Raw genomic sequence first — 18,306 nt, forward strand, 5'->3', positions numbered from 1 at the left:
CGATCTGATAGGCGCTGCAAAACCCTAGACAGACACCTGGCAGCCCTCTCCCAATCTCCCACCCCCCATCGAAAAACAAGGCCCGGCAGGGTCGCCCCTGCCAGGCCTCGTTCACTTCCAGGATTTCAGCCCATCAACGCCCAATCGCCCGCGCCGCATCGGCGGTATACATGTCGGGCGTAAACTTGCTCTCGTTGAGAATCGGCCCCTTCTTGGCCTCGTTGGTCATCCCATACCCGGTGTACTGCCCCGAGTTCAGGTCCATGAAAAACTGCGACCCCGCCTGCCAGCCACTCATGTCCGGGTGGTAGTAGTAGTTGACCATCGCATGCTTCCACAGCTGCCCACGGGCATCGTAGTTGTCGGCCATCACCGCGTTCCAGGTGTCCTCATCGATGAACAGCACGCGCTTGCCATACACATGGCGGTAACCGTCCTTCAGGTCAGCCTCGACCACCCACACCCGGCGCAGCTCATAACGCATGAACTCGGGGTTGGGATGGTTCGGCGTCAGCAGCTCGGCGTACTTGACCGTACCGGCATTGGCCTTGAAGGCGTTGGCCGGGCTGTAGATCTCGCGCTTGCCCAGCAGCTTCCAGGTGTAGCGCTCCGGCGCACCGTTGAACAGGCGGTCCTCGTCCACCGTCATGGTGCCGTTGGTGCCGATCATCGGCTGGTCGTACCCATACCCCGGCATCTGCCGCACACGCCGGGTCGACGGGCTGTAGGACCAGGCCTGGCGCGCCGAGGTGACGAAGTTGTAGGGCTCGTGGGCAATGCTGATCACGCCGTTGTCCCGGGCCGGCTTGAGTGTGGTGTTGTAGCTCATCGCCTGAACCATGTCGGAGGTCTTCGGCTCCACCGTTGGCGAGTTGGCCTGCGACAGGTTGCGCGCATGGGCGCGGCCCCAGCCGATGCTGCCGTTGGGCAGTACCGAGGCGAGGTCGGAGATCTTCTCCTCGGTGTAGGCGCGCGCTGGCAGCTGGTGGTTCCACAACACCTCCATGCCGTTCTTCGGGATCGGGAACGGCACCTGGCCCAGGCCCTCGACACCCAGCCCGTCGTTGACCAGCTGCGCATGCAGGGCGTTGTCCATGACCCGGCGGCACACGTAGTCGGGGTAACGGAAGTCGCGGTGCCCCGGGTAGATGTTCATCTTGTAGCTGGTCGGGTACTTCTTCAGCAGCGCCTTCTGGCCATCGGTCAGGTGCGCGGCGTACTGGTCCATGTTCTGCGCAGTGATCACCAGGATCGGCTTTTCATTGGCATACGGGTCCACCGGCTGGTCACCGGAGAACTTGACGTGGTTCCAGCCCGGCACTTCGCCCAGGTACTTGCCGGTGTAGGGCGGGATGGTGCCCTCGGCATTGCCGGCCTGCTCGGCGCCGACGCAGGTCAGGTCCTTGCCCAGGCGGGCGGCCTCCGCAGGTGGCACGGCGGCGTGGGCGCTGGTGACAAGCCCGCTGTTGAGGGTCAGAGCGGCTGCGAGCATCACCGTTGTTGTTGTTTTCATGTACTGCCTCCTTCGCTGATAAGGCGTGTGGTATGGCTTCATTGTTCCGGTTCCTGCCAGTACGGCATCGTCCGGAGGGACTACGATTCAGGCGCTGGACAGGCGTGCCTTGAGTGCGGCCTTGAGCACCTTGCCGGTGGCGTTGCGCGGCAAGGGCTGGTCGACGCGGTAGACCTGGGCCGGCACCTTGTAGGCGGCCAGGCGCTGGGCGATGAACGCGCGCACCTGCTCGTCGCCCGGCAAGCTCGCCGGCGAGCCATGGATCGCCAGTGCCACCACTTCCCCGTGCAGCGGGTCGGCGACGGCGAACGCCGCCGCTTCCAGCACGCCGGGCATGTCGCTGACACAGGTTTCGATCTCGGCCGCGGAAATCTTCTCGCCACCGCGGTTGATCAGGTCCTTGACCCGGCCGCTGATGATCAGGAAGCCCTCGTCGTCCAGGTAGCCCAGGTCGCCGGTGTCCAGCCAGCCATCGCGCAAGGTCTGCCGGCTGGCTTCGGCGAGGTTCCAGTAGCCCTGCATCAGGGTTGGCGAGCGCAGCCAGATCAGCCCTTCGCGGCCGGCCGGCAATGGCTGCGAGGGGTCATCGCCGATGCACACCTCGACAATCGGCAACGGCCAGCCGGCCGTGGCCGGGCGATAGGCGAACAGATCACCGCCAATCGCCGCACCAATGCCGTTGCTTTCGGTCAGGCCGTAGCCGCTGCCGGCAATGACCTGGGGCTTGCGTACGAGCATCTCGTCCAGCAGCCCGGCCGACGAAGCGCCGCCGCCCAGGCCCAGGCCGAAAAGGCTGGCGGTGTCGGCGCCGTCATAGCGCGGCGAGGCCAGCAGTTGCTGCATCATCACCGGGGCGCCATTGAACTGGGTGCAGCGCTCGTCACGGATCAAATCCAACGCCTGCTCGGCATCCCACTTGTACATCAACAGCAGGCGCCGACCGCCGCGCAAGGCCGCCAGGAACTGCGCGTGCAGGCCACTGACATGGAACAGCGGCACCGCCATCAGGCTGGTCGAGGCAAAGCCGCTGCCAAGCATGCCGGCCACCCGCTCGGGCGAGGTCAGCGCGCAGAACGCGCCCTGGAACTCCAGCGCGGTCAGCGCCTGGCAGATCGCCCCATGGCTGGACAACACGCCCTTGGCGCGGCTGGTGGTGCCGGAGGTGTAGAGGATCAGCGCCGGGGCTTCGGGCGCCAGGTCGACCGGGGCCAGCGGCAGCGGTTCGGCCGCCAGCAGGTCCTCGTAACGCAGGCAGTGCACAGGCAGCCCGGCGTCGGCGGCGCGCCCGACCACGATGAAGGTCCGCCCGGCCGCCGCCAGGTCGTGCTGGAGCAAGGCCAGCCGTGCATCGTCGCCGATCAGCAGGCGTGCACCGCTGTCCTCCACGCCATGCAACAGTTCATCGTGCAGGCCCCAGCTGTTGAGCGGCACGCACACCGCGCCGCAGCGCTGAATGGCGGCAAACGCCACCAGCCAGGCCGGCTGGTTGCGCATGGCAATCGCCACCCGCTCGCCAGGGCGCAGGCCCAGGCGGCCTGCGAGCTGGCCGGCCAGCCGGTCGACCGCGTCGAAATAGTCGGCAAAGCTCAGGCGCTGCTGTTGCCAGACGACGAACTCCCTGTCGCCGTGCACCCGTGCGGCGTCGAACACCTGCAACAGGTTGCGCGGCGCATGGCGAAACTGGCGCGGGCCGCCCGCAGCCGGGGTCATCACTTCGAACGGCGAGCCGGGGGCGATCAGTTGCGCCCAGGCGTGCCGCCAATGGTCAATGTTCATCAGGGTTCTCCAGCCGCTGCGCTCAGGCGCAGGCCGCGTCGAGGGCGGCATAACGTTCGCAATGGAAGTCGCGGTCACCCAGGCAGGCCTGGGCCACCCGTACCCGCTTGAGGTACAGGCCGACATCCAGCTCGTCGGTGACGCCGATGCCGCCATGCATCTGCACCGCCTCGTTGGCGACCTGCAGCGCAGTGTCGCCGGCCTTCCACTTGGCCAGGCTGACCAGCCGCCCACGCCGGGCGGCGTCCAGCTGCGGGTCGTCGAGCGCCGCAAGGCCAGCCATCACCGCGCTGCGCGCCAGGGCCAGCTCGGTGTAAAGGTGCGCGGCGCGGTGCTGCAGGGCCTGGAACGAGCCGATCGGCACGTCGAACTGGACCCGGGTCTTGAGGTACTCCACGGTGGTCTCGAACAGCTGCTGCGCGGCGCCCAGCAGCTCCGCTGCCAGGCACGCACGCCCGCGGTCGAGCACCGCGTCGAGCACCGCCCAGGCTGCGCCCGGTTCTCCCAGCAGCGCCTCACTGCCCACACGCACCTGGTCCAGGCGCAGGCGCCCGCTGTTGCGCGAGTCGATCAATGGCAGCGCCGTGCATTGCACGCCCTGGCTGTCGGCGGGGACCAGGAACAGGCTGATGCCGGCTTCTTCGCCGGCTTGCCCGGCAGTGCGCGCCGCCACCACGTAGGCATCGGCACCAACGCCATCGATGACCCAGAACTTTTCCCCGCTCAGGCGGTAACCGTCGCCCTCGGCGACCGCCGCCATGGCCACGTCGCTGGGCCGGTGACGGGCACCCTCCTCCAGTGCCAGGGCCAGGCGCCTCTCACCGAGGATCGCCGCCTGCAGCCAGTCATTGTGCTGCTGCGCCGAGCCGGCCAAGGCCAGCAACGAGCCAGCCAGGACCACGCTGGACAGCAGCGGCGTCGCCGCCAGGTGTTGGCCCTTGGCCTCGAAGATCGGCCCCAGGCCCATGCAGCCGAAGTCCAGCCCACCGACGTGCTCGCCGAACGGGATGGCGCTCCAGCCCAGCTCGACCGCCTCGCGCCACAGCTGGGTGTCGAAGCCTTGCGCCACGCCCTGGTCGCGCAGGCGCCGTTGCGCCGCCACCGGGCTGCGCGCAGCGAGAAAGTCGCGGGCACTGTCGGCCAGCAGGCGTTGTTCTTCGTTGTAACGCAGGTTCATGCCAACACTCCTTTCTTGCCGTCGGGCAACCCAAGCACGCGCTTGGCAATCACATTGAGCTGCACTTCCGATGCGCCCCCGGAAATGGTCAGCGCGTAGCTGTTGAGCCAGGCGCGGGTCACCGCCAGCTCGCGCTCGCTGAAGCCCGGGGCCTGCCAGCCGAGGGCGTGTCCGCCCATGGCGTCGAGCAGTACCTCGAACTTGTCGCGCTCCTGCTCGGTGTGCAGCAGCTTCATGATCGCCATCAGGCCGCTGATGTCGTCGCCGGCACGCCCCTCCTGGGCCATGCGCTGCACCGTCAGGCCGTAGGCATGCTCGTCCATGGCGCAGGCCACCGCCCGCGCCTGCAAGGCCAGCTCGCCCTGACTGCGCGGCTGCGGCAGGTATTCGCGCAGCAGCGCCAGCAGGTCGAAGTGCGACGGCAGGCTGAACTCGCCGAACTTCGACATGGCCTTGCGCTCGTGCTGCAGCAGGTACTTGCCGAGGTTCCAGCCACCATTGAGCGGGCCGATCAGCTGGCGCTTGGGCACCTTCACGCCATCGAAGAACACCTGGCAGAACGCCGATTTGCCGCTGATCAGGTCGATCGGCACCGCCTTCACCCCAGGGCTGCGCATGTCCAGCACGATCAGGCTGATGCCTTCGTGCTTGGGCGCCTGGCTGTCGGTGCGCACCAGCGCGTACATCCAGTCGGACTTGTCGCCGTAGGAGGTCCAGATCTTGCTGCCATCAACCACGAAGTGATCGCCGGCGTCACGCGCAGCCATCTTCAGGCTGGCCAGGTCGGAGCCGGCGTTGGGTTCGGAGAAGCCCTGGCACCAGCGCACTTCACCGCGTGCCATGGGCGGCAGCAGGCTACGTTTCTGTTCTTCGCTGCCGTAGGCCAACAGCACCGGCCCGAGCATCCAGATGCCCAGGTTGATCTGCGGCGGCCGGCACTTGAGGCGGCGCATTTCGCTTTCCAGCACCGCCAGCTGCTCGGCATCCAGCCCGGCGCCGCCGTAGGCCTCGGGCCATTCGGGGCAGAACCAGCGCTTATCGCGCATGCGTTCGAACCACAGGCGCGCATCGTCATTGGCGAACTGCGGCTGGCTGGCGCCCCAGACCACATCGCCTTCGCCCATGGCGGTGCGCATCGACTGCGGGCAGTTGGCTTCCAGCCAGGCGCGGGTCTCGTGCCTGAATTGCTCTATCGTGCTCATCGGATGCAACCCTCGGCCCAGGCCCCGGGCGCTGCCGGGGCGGGGCCTGTTGTTGTGGTTGTGGTGGCTCAGCGCTGGGTGCGTGGCATGCCCAGGCCGAACTGGGCGATCAGCTCGCGCTGGATTTCATTGGTGCCGCCGCCAAAGGTCACGGTGACCGAGGCCCGCAGTTCGTACTCCAGGTCGCCATGCAGCGCCGCCGCCGCCGAGCCGCCGCGGACCACGCCATTGGCGCCAACGATGGCCGACAGCCTGCGCAGGATCTCGATCGCCGATTCCGAGCCGTACACCTTGGTGGTCGAGCTCAACGCCACGTCCATGTGCTCGTGTTCAAGGTTGGCGGCAATGCGCAGGTTGATCAGGCGCATCGCCTCCAGGCGCGCATAGCACTCGGCCAGCGAGCTGCGCACCCAGGCCTTGTCCATCGCCCGCCGGCCCTGCTCGTCACGGGCCTTGGCCCACAGGAAGACGCGGCGGAACAGCCCGACGACCTTGTCTGACCAGGAACCCAGGCCCAGGCGCTCGTGGTTGAGCTGCGAGGTGATCAGCTTCCAGCCGCCGTGCAGTTCGCCGACCAGCATGTCTTTTGGCACCTGCACGTTGTCGTAATAGGTGGCGGCGGTCGGGTTGCTGGTGGTCGGGATCACCGTGCTGGAGAAGCCCGGCAGGCGGGTGTCGAGGATCAGGATCGACACGCCCTTGTGCCGCGCCTGGCTCGGGTCGGTACGCGCCGCCAGCCAGATGAAGTCAGCCGACTCGGCGCCCGAGGTCCACAGCTTGTTGCCGTTGACCACGAAGTGCTCGCCGTCCAGCCGGGCGCTGGTGCGCAGCACCGCCAGGTCGCTGCCGGCATCGGGCTCGGAGTAGCCGATGGCGAACATGATTTCGCCGGCGGCGATGCCCGGCAGAAAGCGCTCTTTCTGCGCCGCGCTGCCGTGTTCCATCAGCGCCGGGCCCACCGTGCTGATGGTCACGAACGGCAGCGGCGCGCCGGCGATGTTGGCCTCTTCGAAGAAGATCAGCTGCTCGGTGGCCGCATAGCCCTGGCCGCCATGGGCCTTCGGCCAGCCCACCGCCAGCCAGCCGTCGCGGCCCATCTGGCGCACGGTCTGGCGATACAGCTCGCCGCCTTCCTGGCCGCGCAGGCGCTCGCGCAGCTCGGGGGTCATCAGTGCTTGGAAGTAGTCGCGCACCTGGCGGCGCAGCGCGTGTTGCTCGGGGGTGAGATCGACGAACATGCTGCGCTCCTCAGGCTGCGCCCAGAATCAGGCCGCTGGTGGGCACGCCGGTGCCGGCGGTGACCAGCACGTTTTCCACGTCCGCCACCTGGTTGACTGCCGTGCCGCGCACCTGGCGTACTGCCTCGGCAATGCCGTTCATGCCGTGGATGTAGGCCTCGCCCAGTTGCCCGCCGTGGGTGTTGATCGGCAGCTTGCCGCCGCGGGCGTGGTGCCCGGCGCGGATGAATTCCTTGGCCTCGCCACGCCGGGCGAAGCCGAATTCTTCGAGTTGCGGCAGCACGAACGGCGTGAAATGGTCGTAGATCACCGCCGTCTGCAGCGCCTCGGGGCCGAGCCCGGACTGGCGGTACAGCTCCTTGGCGACCACGCCCATTTCCGGCAGGCCGGTGATGTCGCCGCGGTAGAACGAGGTCATGCTCTGCTGGCCCTGGGTGATGCCCTGGGAGCCGGCCTTGATGGTCACCGGCTTCTGCCGCAGGTCGCGGGCACGCTCGGCCGAGGTGATGACCATGGCCACCGCCCCGTCGGACTCCTGGCAGCAGTCGAGCAGGTGCAGCGGTTCGCAGATCCAGCGCGAGGCCTGGTGCTCTTCGAGGGTGATCGGCTTGCCGTGGAAGAACGCCTTGGGGTTGCTGGCGGCAAAGTCCCGCGCGGCCACGGCCACCCGGCCGAAGTCTTGCGAAGTGGCGCCATAGGTGTGCATGTAGCGCTGGGCGAACATGCCGACCCAGGCGGCCGGGGTATGGAAGCCGTGGGGCATGTACCAGCCGTAGTTGACGTTGTCGAAGATCGGTGTGGCGGCAAAGCCGTAGCTGCCGCTGCCGAAGCGGTACCAGGAACGCTCGTTCATCGCCCGGTACACCACCACTACCTTAGCCACGCCGGTGGCTACCGCCATGGCCGCGTGCATCACCGGTGCGCAGGCGGCGCCGCCACCGTGGGGCACCTGGGAGAAGAACTTGACGTCCTTGCAGCCCAACAGGCGGGCGATTTCGTACTCCGGGACTTTGTCCACCGAGTAGGAGCTGAAGCCCTCCACTTCCGAGGGGTCGATGCCGGCGTCGCGCAGGGCTTCGAGGGTGGCTTCCAGGGCCAGGCGCAGTTCGGTGCGCCCGGAGTTCTTGGAGAATTCGGTCGCGCCCAAGCCGACGATTGCGGCGCGCCCGGAAATCGACATCGTGTTCATGCTGCTGCCTCCAAAGGTCATGGCAGCACCAGCGCGACCGTGCCGGTCACGTGGTTGCCCATTGAGTTCTTGCCGCTGAGGGTCACTTCCACCGTGCGGGTTTCGGGGTCAAGGCCGGTCACGCTGCCGCTGAAGGTCATGCTGTCGCCGGGGTAGTTGGGCACGCCCAGCTTGATCTTCAGCGCGGTGAAGCGCGCCAGCGGGCCGGCCCAGCCTTCGACGAAGCGCTGCACCAGGCCGTTGGTGGTGAGGATGTTCATGAACACATGGGGCGAACCCAGTTCACGGGCGGCATCCAGGTCGTGGTGGCCAGGGAAGTAGTCACGCGTGGCAATCGCGCCGCCGGCGATCAGCGCCACGGTGATCGGTACCTGCAGCGCTGGCAGGGTTTCGCCGGGGCGCACGTCGTCAAAGCGCTTGGTGTTCTTCGAGGTCATATTTCCATCCCAGCTTGTCGTTGTCGCTCAGCCAGTCGCCGAGCCGTTCCAGGCATGCCGCCGAACCACCGAGGGCGATGCCCAGGGCGCGGCTCCAGTAGAGGTAGCGGTGAATCGGGTACGTCAGGTCGACGCCAATGCCGCCATGCACGTGCTGGGCGACATGGCCGATGCGGTGGCCGGCCTCGCAGGCCAGGTAGGCGGTGGCCTGGGCCTCGGACGGCGCAGGCAGGCCAGCGTCCAGCCGATAGCACAGCTGCCACAGGGCGCTGCGCAGGGTCTCCAGGGCGATGTGCGCATCGGCCATGCTCATCTGCACCGCCTGGAAGCTGCCGATGCGCCGGTCGAACTGCTGGCGCTCGCTCACATAAGCCACGGTGCGCTGGATGTGCTCGGCACTGACCCCCAGTTGCAGCGCCGCCAGGGCGGCGATGGCGCGGGGTTCGAGCCAGGCCAGCGCAGCAGCGGGCAGCACGCGGTCGGCGCTGACCCGCAGGCCCTCGATGTGCAGGTTGGTGATCGCCTCACCGTGGGTCAGCACCCCCGGCACACGGCGGATGGCCGGGGTGTCGAGGTCGAGCAGCAGCAGCCGTGCCTGATCGTTGGCGAGTACTGGCAGCAGCGCCGCGTGGGCCTGCCCACCGAGTGGCAGTGCCGCCACCTGCCCGTTTACCTGCCAGCCCTCGGCGCAGGCCGTGGCCTGCAAGGCGATACCGTTTGCGCCGTGCAGGCCGTCCAGCGACAGGCTCAGCAAGCGCTCGCCAGTAGCCGCCTGGGCCGCCAGCTGCGCCAGGTCACCCAGGCCGAAGGCGGCCAGGGTCGCGGCCGCCAGCTGGTGCCGCCACAAGGGTACCTGGCCGAGGCTGCGCCCCTGCGCCTGCAGCACCAGCATCAGTTCGGTCATGCCCAGGCCGCTGCCGCCCTGCTGCTCGGGGATGGCCAAGGCGTGCAGGCCGGTTTCCTGGCACAGCGCCCAGAGTGGCGCCATCAGCGGCTCGCCGCTGGCATCCCAGTGGCGCAGGTAATCGTCGTGGCAGTGGTCGCTGAACAGGCTCTCGGCCATCTGCTCGATGGCCCGCTGGTCTTCGCTCAGTTGAAAGTCCATGGGCGCCCCTTACTCGGCCACAGGCCGGAACAACGGCAGGGTCTGCTGCGCGTCGAAGGTGTGGAATTCGACCTGCAGGCGCTGGCCGATCTGCAGTTGCTCACGCTGCACGCCGATCAACCCGGCGACCAGGCGCACGCCCTCCTCCAGCTCGATCAGGCCGATCGGGTTGGGGTGGTCGAACGGCGGCACTTCGGGGTAGTGCATGACCACGAATGAATACAGGCTGCCGCGCCCGCTGGCCTGGAGGCTGTCCCACTCGAAGCTGTGGCAGGCCATGCACACCGGTGCCGGGGGGTGGCGCAAGGTGGCGCAGGCGCTGCAGCGCTGGATCAGCAGCCGCCCTTCGGCGCAGCCTTCCCAGAAGAACCGGGTGTCGTCGCTTACCCCCGGCAGCGGGCGCTTGGCCTTGGCCGGCGCGGCCTCGGGCTTGGCCGCAGGTTGCGGGTTGGCCGGGCGGAACTTGAACACGCGGAACAGCAGTTCGCCCACCGGCTCGTCGCCTTCGGGCTTTTCGACGAAGTGGCTCATCACCAGGGTGACGAAGAAGCCGGTGCCCAGGGCGGTGGTCTTCTCGTCGCCCACCGCGTCCAGGCGGGTGGTGTAGTACAGCCGCTCACCCAAATGCAGCGGGCGGGTGAAGCTCAGCTCTGAGTTCACCGCCACCACCGAGGTGTAGCCGTATTCCTCGATCAGCTTGAGCACTTCGTACGGGTTCTGCTCGGTGGACCCTGGCGGGTAGTTGTTGGCGTGCAGCCCTTCCATGGTCCACACCTGGAGCATGGCCGGCGGGGCGATGATCGCCTGGTACGGGCTACTCTGGGCAAAGTCGGGGTCGCTGTAGAGCGGGTTGTCGATGCCCATGATCTCGCACCACTGGCGGATCATCGGCGCATTCACCGCATCCCAGGCATACACCCGGCCATATTCGCGGCCCACGAGGGCGCGCACGCTCGATAGCAATTGTGGGTCAGCCAAAGTCGTCTCCTGCTACGTGAGGGCGGCGCGCCGATACGGCCACCGCCAGGTGGTCGATCAAGTCGGTAGGGCCTGGGCCGCACTGAGAAACGCCGGGCGTTCGCCACCGCCGTGCAGCAGCAGGTTGCAACCGCTGGCATAGCTGGCCAGGGGTGAGGCGATGTACAGGCAGGCGTTGGCGATGTCGCTGGCAGCGGCCATGCGCCCGGCCGGGATGCCGGCGCTGACGGCGGCGATGCCGTGTTCGCTGCCGTAATGCAGGTGAGCCTGGTCGGTCAGCACCAGGCCGGGGCTGACCGCGACCACGCGCACTTTCGGCGCCCATTCCACGGCCAGCGATTGCACCAGCGCCAGCACCCCGGCCTTGGCCGCACCATAGGCAGCGGTGCCGGGCGAGGCACGCAGGGCGCTGATGCTGCCGATGAAGACGATGCAACCACCCTGCGCCTGCGCCTGCATCAGGCGGTTGGCGTGCTGGGCGGCATTGAGCGGGGCGATCAGGTTCAGCCGCAGCACGCCCTCATGAAAGCGTGGCGAGGCAGTGGCAGCCACTGCCGACGGGCTGCCACCGGCGTTGTTGACCAGCACGTCGAGGCGGCCAAAGTCGCGCTCAACGGTGTCGAACAACGCCTGCAGCGACTCGCCGTCGCGCACGTCGGCGGCGATGAACACCGCGCTGCGCCCCTCGGCGCTGGGCAGCTGTTCGGGCTGGCTGCGGGCACAGACGATCACCTGCGCCCCGGCTGCCAGAAACCCTTCGGCGATACCCGCGCCGATCCCTTTGCTGCCGCCGGTGACAAGCACCACCTTGCCGCTGTAATCAAAGCCCATTGCCTGTTCCTCGTTCTGCCATGGCAACCGACTCTAGAGGCTCGATGACGGGTGTACTTCGTCTGAACGGACGATGAATGGGCCAGGGTGCGAGGTGACACTGGCGGCCATCGCGCCCCTGCACACGAGGAACCCCATGCCTGATTCAGCCGCTCCACCGGTCCTGCTCGAACACCCGCTACCGGGCGTAGCGTTGCTGCGCCTGAACCGCCCGCACGCCACCAATGCCCTGAGCCTGGAGCTGCAAGCGCTGCTGTCACGCCACTTCACTGAACTGGGTGCAGACCCGCAGGTGCGCTGCATCCTGCTGACCGGCGGCGACAAGGTGTTTGCCGCTGGCGGTGACATCGGCAGCATGGCCGGGGTGGGTCCGATCGATATCTACCAGCGCCATACCGAGCGGGTCTGGGCGCCGATCCAGCACTGCCCGAAGCCGGTGATCGCCGCGGTCTGCGGTTATGCCTATGGCGGTGGTTGCGAACTGGCGATGCTCGCCGACCTGATCGTCGCCGGGCGCAGCGCGCGCTTCTGCCAGCCGGAGATCCGCATCGGCATCATGCCTGGCATCGGCGGCACCCAGCGGCTGGTGCGGGCGGTGGGCAAGGTCAAGGCCATGCGCATGGCGCTGACCGGGCAGCCGATCAGCGCCGAAGAGGCCTGGGTGGCGGGGTTGGTCAGTGACCTGGTTGACGATGACCAGGTGCAGGGCCATGCGCTGGAGCTGGCGTGGGTGATCGCAGGGATGCCGGCGCTGGCGGCCGAGCAGATCAAGGAGGTGATCCTGGCGGGAATGGATGCGCCGCTGGGGGCGGCCTTGGCGCTGGAGCGTAAGGCGAATGCGTTGTTGTTTGCTTCACGGGACCAGAAGGAAGGGATGCAGGCGTTTATCGAAAAGCGCCCGGCGCGGTTTGAGGGGTGCTGACTTACCTATTTTGCTGGGGCTGCTTCGCAGCCCTTCGCGGGCTTGCCCGCGAAGGGCCGCGCAGCGGCCCCAAATGGTCATTTCAGATCGACATCACCAACTGCCCACTATCAATCCGTAATTCCACCCCATTCACCGCCCGCGCCTCGTCACTGGCCAGGTACAACACACTGGCCGCCACATCCTCAGGCAAACACATGCGGTTCATCGGGTCACTGTCGATGGTCAACCGCGCCGGGTCGACCCCTTCAGGGAAACCGCCCCGGGTCATGTCGGTCAGCACGCCATCCGGGTGCAACGAATTGCAGCGAATGCGATAACGCCGCCGCCGGCAGAACGCCGCCACCGAGCGGGTCAAAGCCGCCACCGCACCTTTCGAGGCACTGTAGGCCAGGTAATCGTCACGGCCGGCCAGGGCCGCCACCGACGACAGGTTGATGATCGATCCACCCTGCTGCTTCATCAGCGCAATGCCCGCCCGGCACCCCAGGAACACACTGGCGGCATTCACCTGCATCAGCCGCTCCCAGTCGTGCAGCTCGGTGTCCTCGATATTGCCAGGCTGCAGCATGCCGGCATTGTTGAGCAGGATATCCAGCCGGCCATGGCGCTCGGCGACAGCCGCCATTACCCGCTGCCACTGCGGCTCATCGCTCGCATCATGGAGGATGAAGCTGGCCGAGCGGCCCAGTGCTTCGGCCAGGGCCAGCCCGGCCTGTTCATCGATATCGCTGATCAGCACCTGGGCGCCCTGCTCCACCAGCAGCCGCGCACTGGCAGCGCCGATACCCTTGGCGCCGCCGGTGATCAGCGCCACCTTGCCTGCTACCCGCCCCTTACCATGATTCATGACGCCACCTCGCAGTCCGTGTTCAAGCGAGCCCCGGCGACCACGGCGGCTCCGGCACGACGCCCGGAGAACACGCAGTCGGCCAGGGACAGGCCACTGATATAGAGATGAGAAGGAATGCCCAGCGCCGTGCGCCCGGCCGCGAACAACCCGGCGATCGCTTGGCCGTCGCCGTTCAGTACTGCACCACTGACCTCGTCCACCCGCAGGCCCCCGAGGGTCAACGCCCCCAGCGGGAAGATCGGATTGCCCACCGAGATATCGCAGGCATAGAACGGCGCCTGCTCCAGCACCGCGCGCCCACCCGCCGACTTGCCGAACGGGTCCGGCGCCTGGCCTCGGGCTGCGGCATTGTTGGCCAGCAACGCCTGGCGCAGGTTTTCTGCGGGCATGCCAGTGGCCTGCGCCAACTGCTGCAGGCCCTTGCCCTTGCGCGCGCCCAACAGCATCAGCACCAACGCTGGCAACGCCTGGAACCACCAGTAACCGCCAAACAGCGCCTCGCGCAGGGCTTGCTTGCGCAACGGCGCATCGAGCACCAGCCAGGCCTGCCCGCCCTGCTCTTCCATCAACGGCTGGCCGAGGGTGGCGCCGTACACCTCTTCGTTGCAGAAGCGCTCGCCGGCGCGGTTGACCACAATGCCCTTGTGCCAGCTGTACGGCGGGTTGATGAAGCGCCACGCCGATACCCGTTGCAGGCGATCGCTTGCGGCGCCGACGCTAAGGCCCAGGCGCAGGCCGCTGCCGTCGCAGCCGGTGGCACCGACCTTGAAGTTGCGGCGAAAAGCCGGTGCGTGTGTCTTGATCAGCTCGCGGTTGAAGATGAAGCCGCCGGTGCTCAGGACTACCCCGTTCATTGCCCGCACTAGCCAGGGCCGGGCGTGCTTGTGTTCAAGCGCGCTCAACCGGCGGCGCAGGCGGTCGCAGTAGCCTGGCATGAAGTTCTGCAGGCGTTCGGCACGGGCCGCCAGCCGTGCATGCTCACGTGCCGGCTTGCTGCCTGGCGCCAGGCGCCACAGCTCGGCACCGATCACCCGGCCCTGCCCGTCGAGCACCAGGCGCCGGGCTGCCGACTGCGGCAACGGCCGCACGCCGGCGCGCAGGCAGGCCGCCTGCAAGCGGCTGTACAGCACCGCGCCGCACTGGCCCTTGCCGACCGTGCGGTGCCCACGGGGCGCCGCCGGCTGCTGGCCCGCATAGGCCGGCACCAGCTCATTGCCCGAGTAGTAGAGAAAGGCGCCGTCGGGCGGGTACGACGTTTTGCCGCCAGGTGGCATCTGGTGGGCGAACGGCGCGCCGTGGCTTTCCAGCCATTGCAGGTTGGCGACGCTATCGCGGCAAAAGCGCCACAATGTGTCGTCGCTGACCACACCCTGGGTTTCATGCCGCAGGTAGTCAAACATCGCCTCGGGGCTGTCGTCGAACCCCGCCGCCTGTTGCTGGCGCGTACCACCGCCGGCATACACCACGCCCCCGCTGCGGGCACTGGCACCGCCGCCGGTGAAGCGGTCGGCGACCAGCACATCGGCGCCCTCGGCGCGCGCCTGCAGCGCCGCGCAGGCCCCGGCAGCCCCCCAACCGATGACCAGCACATCGCACTGCGCCTGCCATTGCAGTGCCGCCGCGTCGGCCACCTGCAACGGTTCGAGAATCGCGGTCACGGCGCTGCTCATGCCACCTCCCGGCGCGTTGCCGCCAGGTGGTTGGCGGCCACGTAGGCAAAGGTCATGGCCGGGCCCAGGGTGCCCCCGGCACCGGGGTAGCTGGTACCCATCACCGAGGCCGAGCAGTTGCCGATGGCATACAGGCCGGCGATGGTCGAGCCGTCCTCACGCAGCACCTGGGCCTGGGCATTGGTCAGCAGGCCGCCCTTGGTGCCGATGTCACCGGCATCCAGGCGCATGGCGTAGTACGGCCCCTTGCGCAGCGGCGCCAGACAGGGGTTGGGCTTGATGTTGCAGTCGCCGTAGTAACGGTCGAAGACGTTGCCGCCACGGCCGAAGTCCAGGTCCACCCCGGTGCGCGCATAGTCGTTGACCTTGGCCACGGTGCTGGCCAGGCCCTGCGCATCGATGCCGATCTTGTCGGCCAGGGCCTCCAGGCTGTCGGCCTTCCAGTACAAGGTGTCGCGCCACTCCGGGCGCAGGCGGCTGTCGGGCATGACCTGGGCCGGCATCAACGGGCCCATGGCGTAGTTGAAGCGGAAATGCCCGTCGAAGATCACCCAGGCCGGTACCGAACCACCGCCGGTGCGGGCGTTGTCGCGGTGCATGGCGTCGACGAACTCCAGGTACGGCGCCGCCTCGTTGACGAAGCGCTGGCCCTGGCCATTGACCACGATGGCGCCGGGGAAGGCACGCTCGGCGAAGATGCCCCGCGGTTTGTCTTCGCCGGGCACGGCGATGGTCGGCGCCCACCAGGCCCAGTCCATCAGCGCGGTGGCCGCGCCCTGGGCCAGGCCGGCCTGCAGCGCGGCGCCGGTGTTGTTGCCCGGTGGCGTGGCGCTCCAGGCCATGCGCGTGGGCTTGGGCAGGTACTGTTCACGCAGGGCCTGGTTCTGCTCGAAGCCGCCGGACGCCAGGATCACCCCGTGCCGGGCCAGCAGTGCGACCTCGCGGCCCTCGCGGTAGATGCGCACGCCACTGACCCGGCCCTGCTCGACGATCAGTTCACGGAAGTCGCTGTTCAGCCACAGCGGCACGTTGCGGTCCATCAGCGAGCGGCGCAGCGAACACACCAGCGAGCTGCCCAGGGCGGCGCGGCGGTCGAAGCGGCTTTTGCGGCGCCACTTGAAATCGAGCTTGTAGCGCAGCATCAGCCGCAGGATCAGCAGGCGCCAGCCGAAACCGCGGGCCATGGCCTTGTGCGCGTCGCGCGCGGTCCAGGCGATACGGCCCATCAGCAGGGTCGAGGGTGACGGCTTGCGCAGGTTGTCCAGTTCGGCGCCAAGCAGGCTGCTGTCGAACAGTTCCGGGTCGAGGGTGCGCCCGCCGGCCAAGGCGCCGGGCAGGTGCGGGTAGTAATCCGGGTATTTGGCCGCCACGGCATAACGCACGCGGCTGCAGCGGGTAAGCGCCTCGATCATCTTCGGCGCGTTGTCCAGGTAGGCCTGCAGGCGGGCCGGTTCGACCTGATCACCGGCGGCGGCATCGAGGTAGCGGCGCGCCTGCTCGACGCTGTCGTTACCGCCCTGGCGGGCGAAATAGTGGTTGTTGGGGATCCAGATGCCGCCCCCGGAAATGGCCGAGGTGCCGCCGAACTTGTCGCTCTTTTCCAGAACCAGCACGCTGAAGCCCTGGTCGGCAAGGAACACCGCCGAGGTCATCGCGCCGGCCCCCGAGCCGACCACTATCACGTCGTACTGGGTTTGAGACTGATCTTGAGCCGTCATTGTTGTTGTGCCATTCGCTAAGGTCAGGGAGGAGCCGCCAGCACCCTCGCGGTGCGGCTGGCGGCGTGCATCCCATGATCGGCGCTGGCCGACGGGCACTCATCGTCAAAGCGGACTAGGCACTACAGCTGCGCCCGGCGCCCAGCCCACGGGCGATCCTGCTCCAACTGGCTGGCCAGGCGCAGCAGCAGGTCTTCGCCGCCGAGCCGGGCGGTGAACAGCATGCCCACCGGCAAGCCGCTGTCGCTCTGCCCCAGTGGCAGCGACAACGACGGCTGGCCGCTGACGTTGGCCAAGACGGTGAAGCCGGCACTGCCCATCGCCCGTTGGGCGTAGCTGTCCCAGGGCTGGTCAAGGCTGAGCTGGCCGAGGGCCGGAGTGAGGTTGGCGGTGACCGGCGAAAGGATCACATCGAAGCGGGTGAACGGCTGCTCCATCGCCGCGCCGATGCGCTCGAAGCTCTGCCGGGCGCGGTACATCGCCTCGCCGTTGGTGGCGCGGGCCCGTTCCAGTACCACTTGGGTGATCTGCTCCAGGTCGCCTGGGCCGGCTGCACGGCCCAGGGCCTGCTCGCGTTCGTGCACCAGGCTCGACAGCGCGGTGCCGATCACCGTGCCATGGGCGCCGAACAGCTCGCGGGGGTCTACGGCCAGCTTCAATTCTTCGAGCTCGTGGCCCAGGCCCTGCAACTGCTTGATGGTCTGTTCCAGGGTGGCGGCAATCGCCGGGTCCAGCGGCGCGCCGGTCAGTGACTGGCGCACCACGGCCACGCGCAGCTTGCCCGGGGCACGCTGCAATTCGTCCACATAAGGGCGCTCCAGCGGCGCGCTCCAGTAAGCGCTGCCGGCTTCGTGGCCCTGCCCGGCATCGAGGAACAGTGCGGTGTCACGCACGGTGCGCGACACCACATTGCCGACGCTGGCACCGAACCAGCCTTCGAAATGTAACGGGCCACTGGGCGTGCGGTAACGGCTGGGCTTGAGCCCGACCAGCCCGCAGTACGACGCCGGGATGCGGATCGAGCCGCCGCCGTCGGTGGCATGCGCCACCGGGACGATGCCGGCAGCCACTGCGGCGGCGGCGCCACCGGATGAGCCGCCGGCGCTCATGGCCAGGTTCCACGGGTTATGGGTCTGGCCCCAGAGCAGTGATTCGGTGGTGGTGGTCAGGCCGAATTCCGGGCAGGTGGTCTTGCCGAACGGCACCGCGCCGGCCTGCTCGTAGCGGGCGATCAGGGTGCTGGTAACTGTGGCCGGCGGCGCGTCGCGGAACAGCCGGCAGCCGTGGCTGGTCGGCGTGCCTTGCAGGTAGGTGTTGAGGTCCTTGAGCAGCAGCGGCACCCCGGCCAGCGCGCCCTTGGCGCTGTCGCCAGCGGCGCGGCGACGGGCCAGCAGGGCCTGGGCATATGCCTCGTGCAGCATGTTCACAGCGCCGACCCTGGGGTTGACAGCGGCATGTCGGGCCAGCGCGGCGGCCAGCAGCTCTTCGCCACTGAGGCTGCCGGCGCGTACTGCCTCGGCCATGGCCCAGGCGTCCAGGCCCTGGTAATCGGCGGCAGACAAGCCCGTGGCTGCGGCGTCGGCAAAGCGCCCCAGCAGGCCAACGCCGAGGCCGACAGCCCCGGCCTTGAGCACGCCGCGGCGTGACCAGCTGGAGGTGGCAGTGGAATGCGGATCGTGGGTCTGATTACTCATGGC

At 68.1% G+C, this 18,306-nt stretch carries 15 protein-coding genes; 1 reads left to right on the forward strand and 14 read right to left on the reverse strand.

Annotated features, from left to right (window positions below):
* Window positions 1-133 precede the first annotated feature (133 nt).
* The 10 genes from APH28_RS18565 to APH28_RS18610 form a co-directional block, all read right to left on the reverse strand.
* Window positions 134-1,492 carry a DUF1329 domain-containing protein gene (locus APH28_RS18565; RefSeq protein WP_082432334.1) on the reverse strand — a complete coding sequence of 453 codons (1,359 nt, stop codon included), beginning with the start codon at window positions 1,490-1,492 and terminating at the stop codon, window positions 134-136.
* Window positions 1,493-1,600: 108 nt separating this feature from the next.
* The gene (locus tag APH28_RS18570) at window positions 1,601-3,289 is read right to left on the reverse strand and encodes a class I adenylate-forming enzyme family protein (RefSeq protein ID WP_060511891.1); all 1,689 of its coding nucleotides are present in this window, start codon (window positions 3,287-3,289) and stop codon (window positions 1,601-1,603) included.
* A gap of 22 nt (window positions 3,290-3,311) precedes the next feature.
* Window positions 3,312-4,466: an acyl-CoA dehydrogenase family protein gene (locus APH28_RS18575; protein WP_060511892.1), complete on the reverse strand. Its 1,155-nt coding sequence runs from the start codon at window positions 4,464-4,466 to the stop codon at window positions 3,312-3,314.
* Window positions 4,463-5,668, reverse strand: coding sequence for an acyl-CoA dehydrogenase family protein (locus tag APH28_RS18580; RefSeq protein WP_060511894.1), 1,206 nt, complete (start codon window positions 5,666-5,668; stop codon window positions 4,463-4,465). The genes APH28_RS18575 and APH28_RS18580 overlap by 4 nt, the downstream gene beginning before the upstream one ends.
* 68 nt (window positions 5,669-5,736) lie before the next feature.
* Complete coding sequence (locus APH28_RS18585) at window positions 5,737-6,906, reverse strand: acyl-CoA dehydrogenase family protein (RefSeq protein ID WP_060511896.1); 1,170 nt, start codon at window positions 6,904-6,906, stop codon at window positions 5,737-5,739.
* Between the two features lie 10 nt (window positions 6,907-6,916).
* Window positions 6,917-8,095: a lipid-transfer protein gene (locus APH28_RS18590; protein ID WP_060511946.1), complete on the reverse strand. Its 1,179-nt coding sequence runs from the start codon at window positions 8,093-8,095 to the stop codon at window positions 6,917-6,919.
* 17 nt (window positions 8,096-8,112) lie between these two features.
* Complete coding sequence (locus APH28_RS18595) at window positions 8,113-8,532, reverse strand: MaoC family dehydratase (protein ID WP_060511898.1); 420 nt, start codon at window positions 8,530-8,532, stop codon at window positions 8,113-8,115.
* Window positions 8,504-9,637 (reverse strand): acyl-CoA dehydrogenase family protein, encoded by a 1,134-nt coding sequence (locus APH28_RS18600; protein WP_060511900.1) that lies wholly within the window; start codon window positions 9,635-9,637, stop codon window positions 8,504-8,506. The genes APH28_RS18595 and APH28_RS18600 overlap by 29 nt, the downstream gene beginning before the upstream one ends.
* Window positions 9,638-9,646: 9 nt before the next feature.
* Window positions 9,647-10,615: a bifunctional MaoC family dehydratase N-terminal/OB-fold nucleic acid binding domain-containing protein gene (locus APH28_RS18605; RefSeq protein WP_060511902.1), complete on the reverse strand. Its 969-nt coding sequence runs from the start codon at window positions 10,613-10,615 to the stop codon at window positions 9,647-9,649.
* A 57-nt stretch (window positions 10,616-10,672) separates the two neighbouring features.
* Window positions 10,673-11,446, reverse strand: a complete 774-nt coding sequence (locus APH28_RS18610) for an SDR family oxidoreductase (protein ID WP_060511904.1) — start codon at window positions 11,444-11,446, stop codon at window positions 10,673-10,675.
* Window positions 11,447-11,582: 136 nt separating this feature from the next.
* On the opposite strand from APH28_RS18610, the gene APH28_RS18615 reads away from it, so the two are divergent.
* A complete protein-coding gene (locus APH28_RS18615) occupies window positions 11,583-12,368 on the forward strand; it encodes an enoyl-CoA hydratase (RefSeq protein ID WP_060511905.1) in 786 nt (261 codons plus the stop codon).
* A gap of 82 nt (window positions 12,369-12,450) precedes the next feature.
* On the opposite strand, the gene APH28_RS18620 is transcribed toward APH28_RS18615, so the two are convergent.
* The 4 genes from APH28_RS18620 to APH28_RS18635 form a co-directional block, all read right to left on the reverse strand.
* On the reverse strand, window positions 12,451-13,218 hold the full coding sequence (locus APH28_RS18620; protein WP_060511908.1) for an SDR family oxidoreductase: 768 nt from the start codon (window positions 13,216-13,218) through the stop codon (window positions 12,451-12,453).
* Window positions 13,215-14,891, reverse strand: coding sequence for an FAD-binding protein (locus tag APH28_RS18625; protein WP_082432335.1), 1,677 nt, complete (start codon window positions 14,889-14,891; stop codon window positions 13,215-13,217). Before APH28_RS18625 ends, APH28_RS18620 begins: the two co-directional genes overlap by 4 nt.
* Window positions 14,888-16,609, reverse strand: a complete 1,722-nt coding sequence (locus APH28_RS18630) for an FAD-binding protein (RefSeq protein WP_060511910.1) — start codon at window positions 16,607-16,609, stop codon at window positions 14,888-14,890. Before APH28_RS18630 ends, APH28_RS18625 begins: the two co-directional genes overlap by 4 nt.
* A gap of 122 nt (window positions 16,610-16,731) precedes the next feature.
* Window positions 16,732-18,303, reverse strand: coding sequence for an amidase (locus APH28_RS18635; protein ID WP_060511950.1), 1,572 nt, complete (start codon window positions 18,301-18,303; stop codon window positions 16,732-16,734).
* Between the last annotated feature and the right edge of the window lie 3 nt (window positions 18,304-18,306).

This window comes from Pseudomonas sp. NBRC 111124 (assembly GCF_001320245.1).
GTDB lineage: Bacteria > Pseudomonadota > Gammaproteobacteria > Pseudomonadales > Pseudomonadaceae > Aquipseudomonas.

Coding starts and splice junctions, on each gene's coding strand:
- APH28_RS18565 (WP_082432334.1), bottom strand. CDS start 1,492: ATGCTCGCAGCCGCTCTGACCCTCAACAGCGGGCTTGTCACCAGCGCC.
- APH28_RS18570 (WP_060511891.1), bottom strand. CDS start 3,289: ATGAACATTGACCATTGGCGGCACGCCTGGGCGCAACTGATCGCCCCC.
- APH28_RS18575 (WP_060511892.1), bottom strand. CDS start 4,466: ATGAACCTGCGTTACAACGAAGAACAACGCCTGCTGGCCGACAGTGCC.
- APH28_RS18580 (WP_060511894.1), bottom strand. CDS start 5,668: ATGAGCACGATAGAGCAATTCAGGCACGAGACCCGCGCCTGGCTGGAA.
- APH28_RS18585 (WP_060511896.1), bottom strand. CDS start 6,906: ATGTTCGTCGATCTCACCCCCGAGCAACACGCGCTGCGCCGCCAGGTG.
- APH28_RS18590 (WP_060511946.1), bottom strand. CDS start 8,095: ATGAACACGATGTCGATTTCCGGGCGCGCCGCAATCGTCGGCTTGGGC.
- APH28_RS18595 (WP_060511898.1), bottom strand. CDS start 8,532: ATGACCTCGAAGAACACCAAGCGCTTTGACGACGTGCGCCCCGGCGAA.
- APH28_RS18600 (WP_060511900.1), bottom strand. CDS start 9,637: ATGGACTTTCAACTGAGCGAAGACCAGCGGGCCATCGAGCAGATGGCC.
- APH28_RS18610 (WP_060511904.1), bottom strand. CDS start 11,446: ATGGGCTTTGATTACAGCGGCAAGGTGGTGCTTGTCACCGGCGGCAGC.
- APH28_RS18615 (WP_060511905.1), top strand. CDS start 11,583: ATGCCTGATTCAGCCGCTCCACCGGTCCTGCTCGAACACCCGCTACCG.
- APH28_RS18620 (WP_060511908.1), bottom strand. CDS start 13,218: ATGAATCATGGTAAGGGGCGGGTAGCAGGCAAGGTGGCGCTGATCACC.
- APH28_RS18625 (WP_082432335.1), bottom strand. CDS start 14,891: ATGAGCAGCGCCGTGACCGCGATTCTCGAACCGTTGCAGGTGGCCGAC.
- APH28_RS18630 (WP_060511910.1), bottom strand. CDS start 16,609: ATGACGGCTCAAGATCAGTCTCAAACCCAGTACGACGTGATAGTGGTC.
- APH28_RS18635 (WP_060511950.1), bottom strand. CDS start 18,303: ATGAGTAATCAGACCCACGATCCGCATTCCACTGCCACCTCCAGCTGG.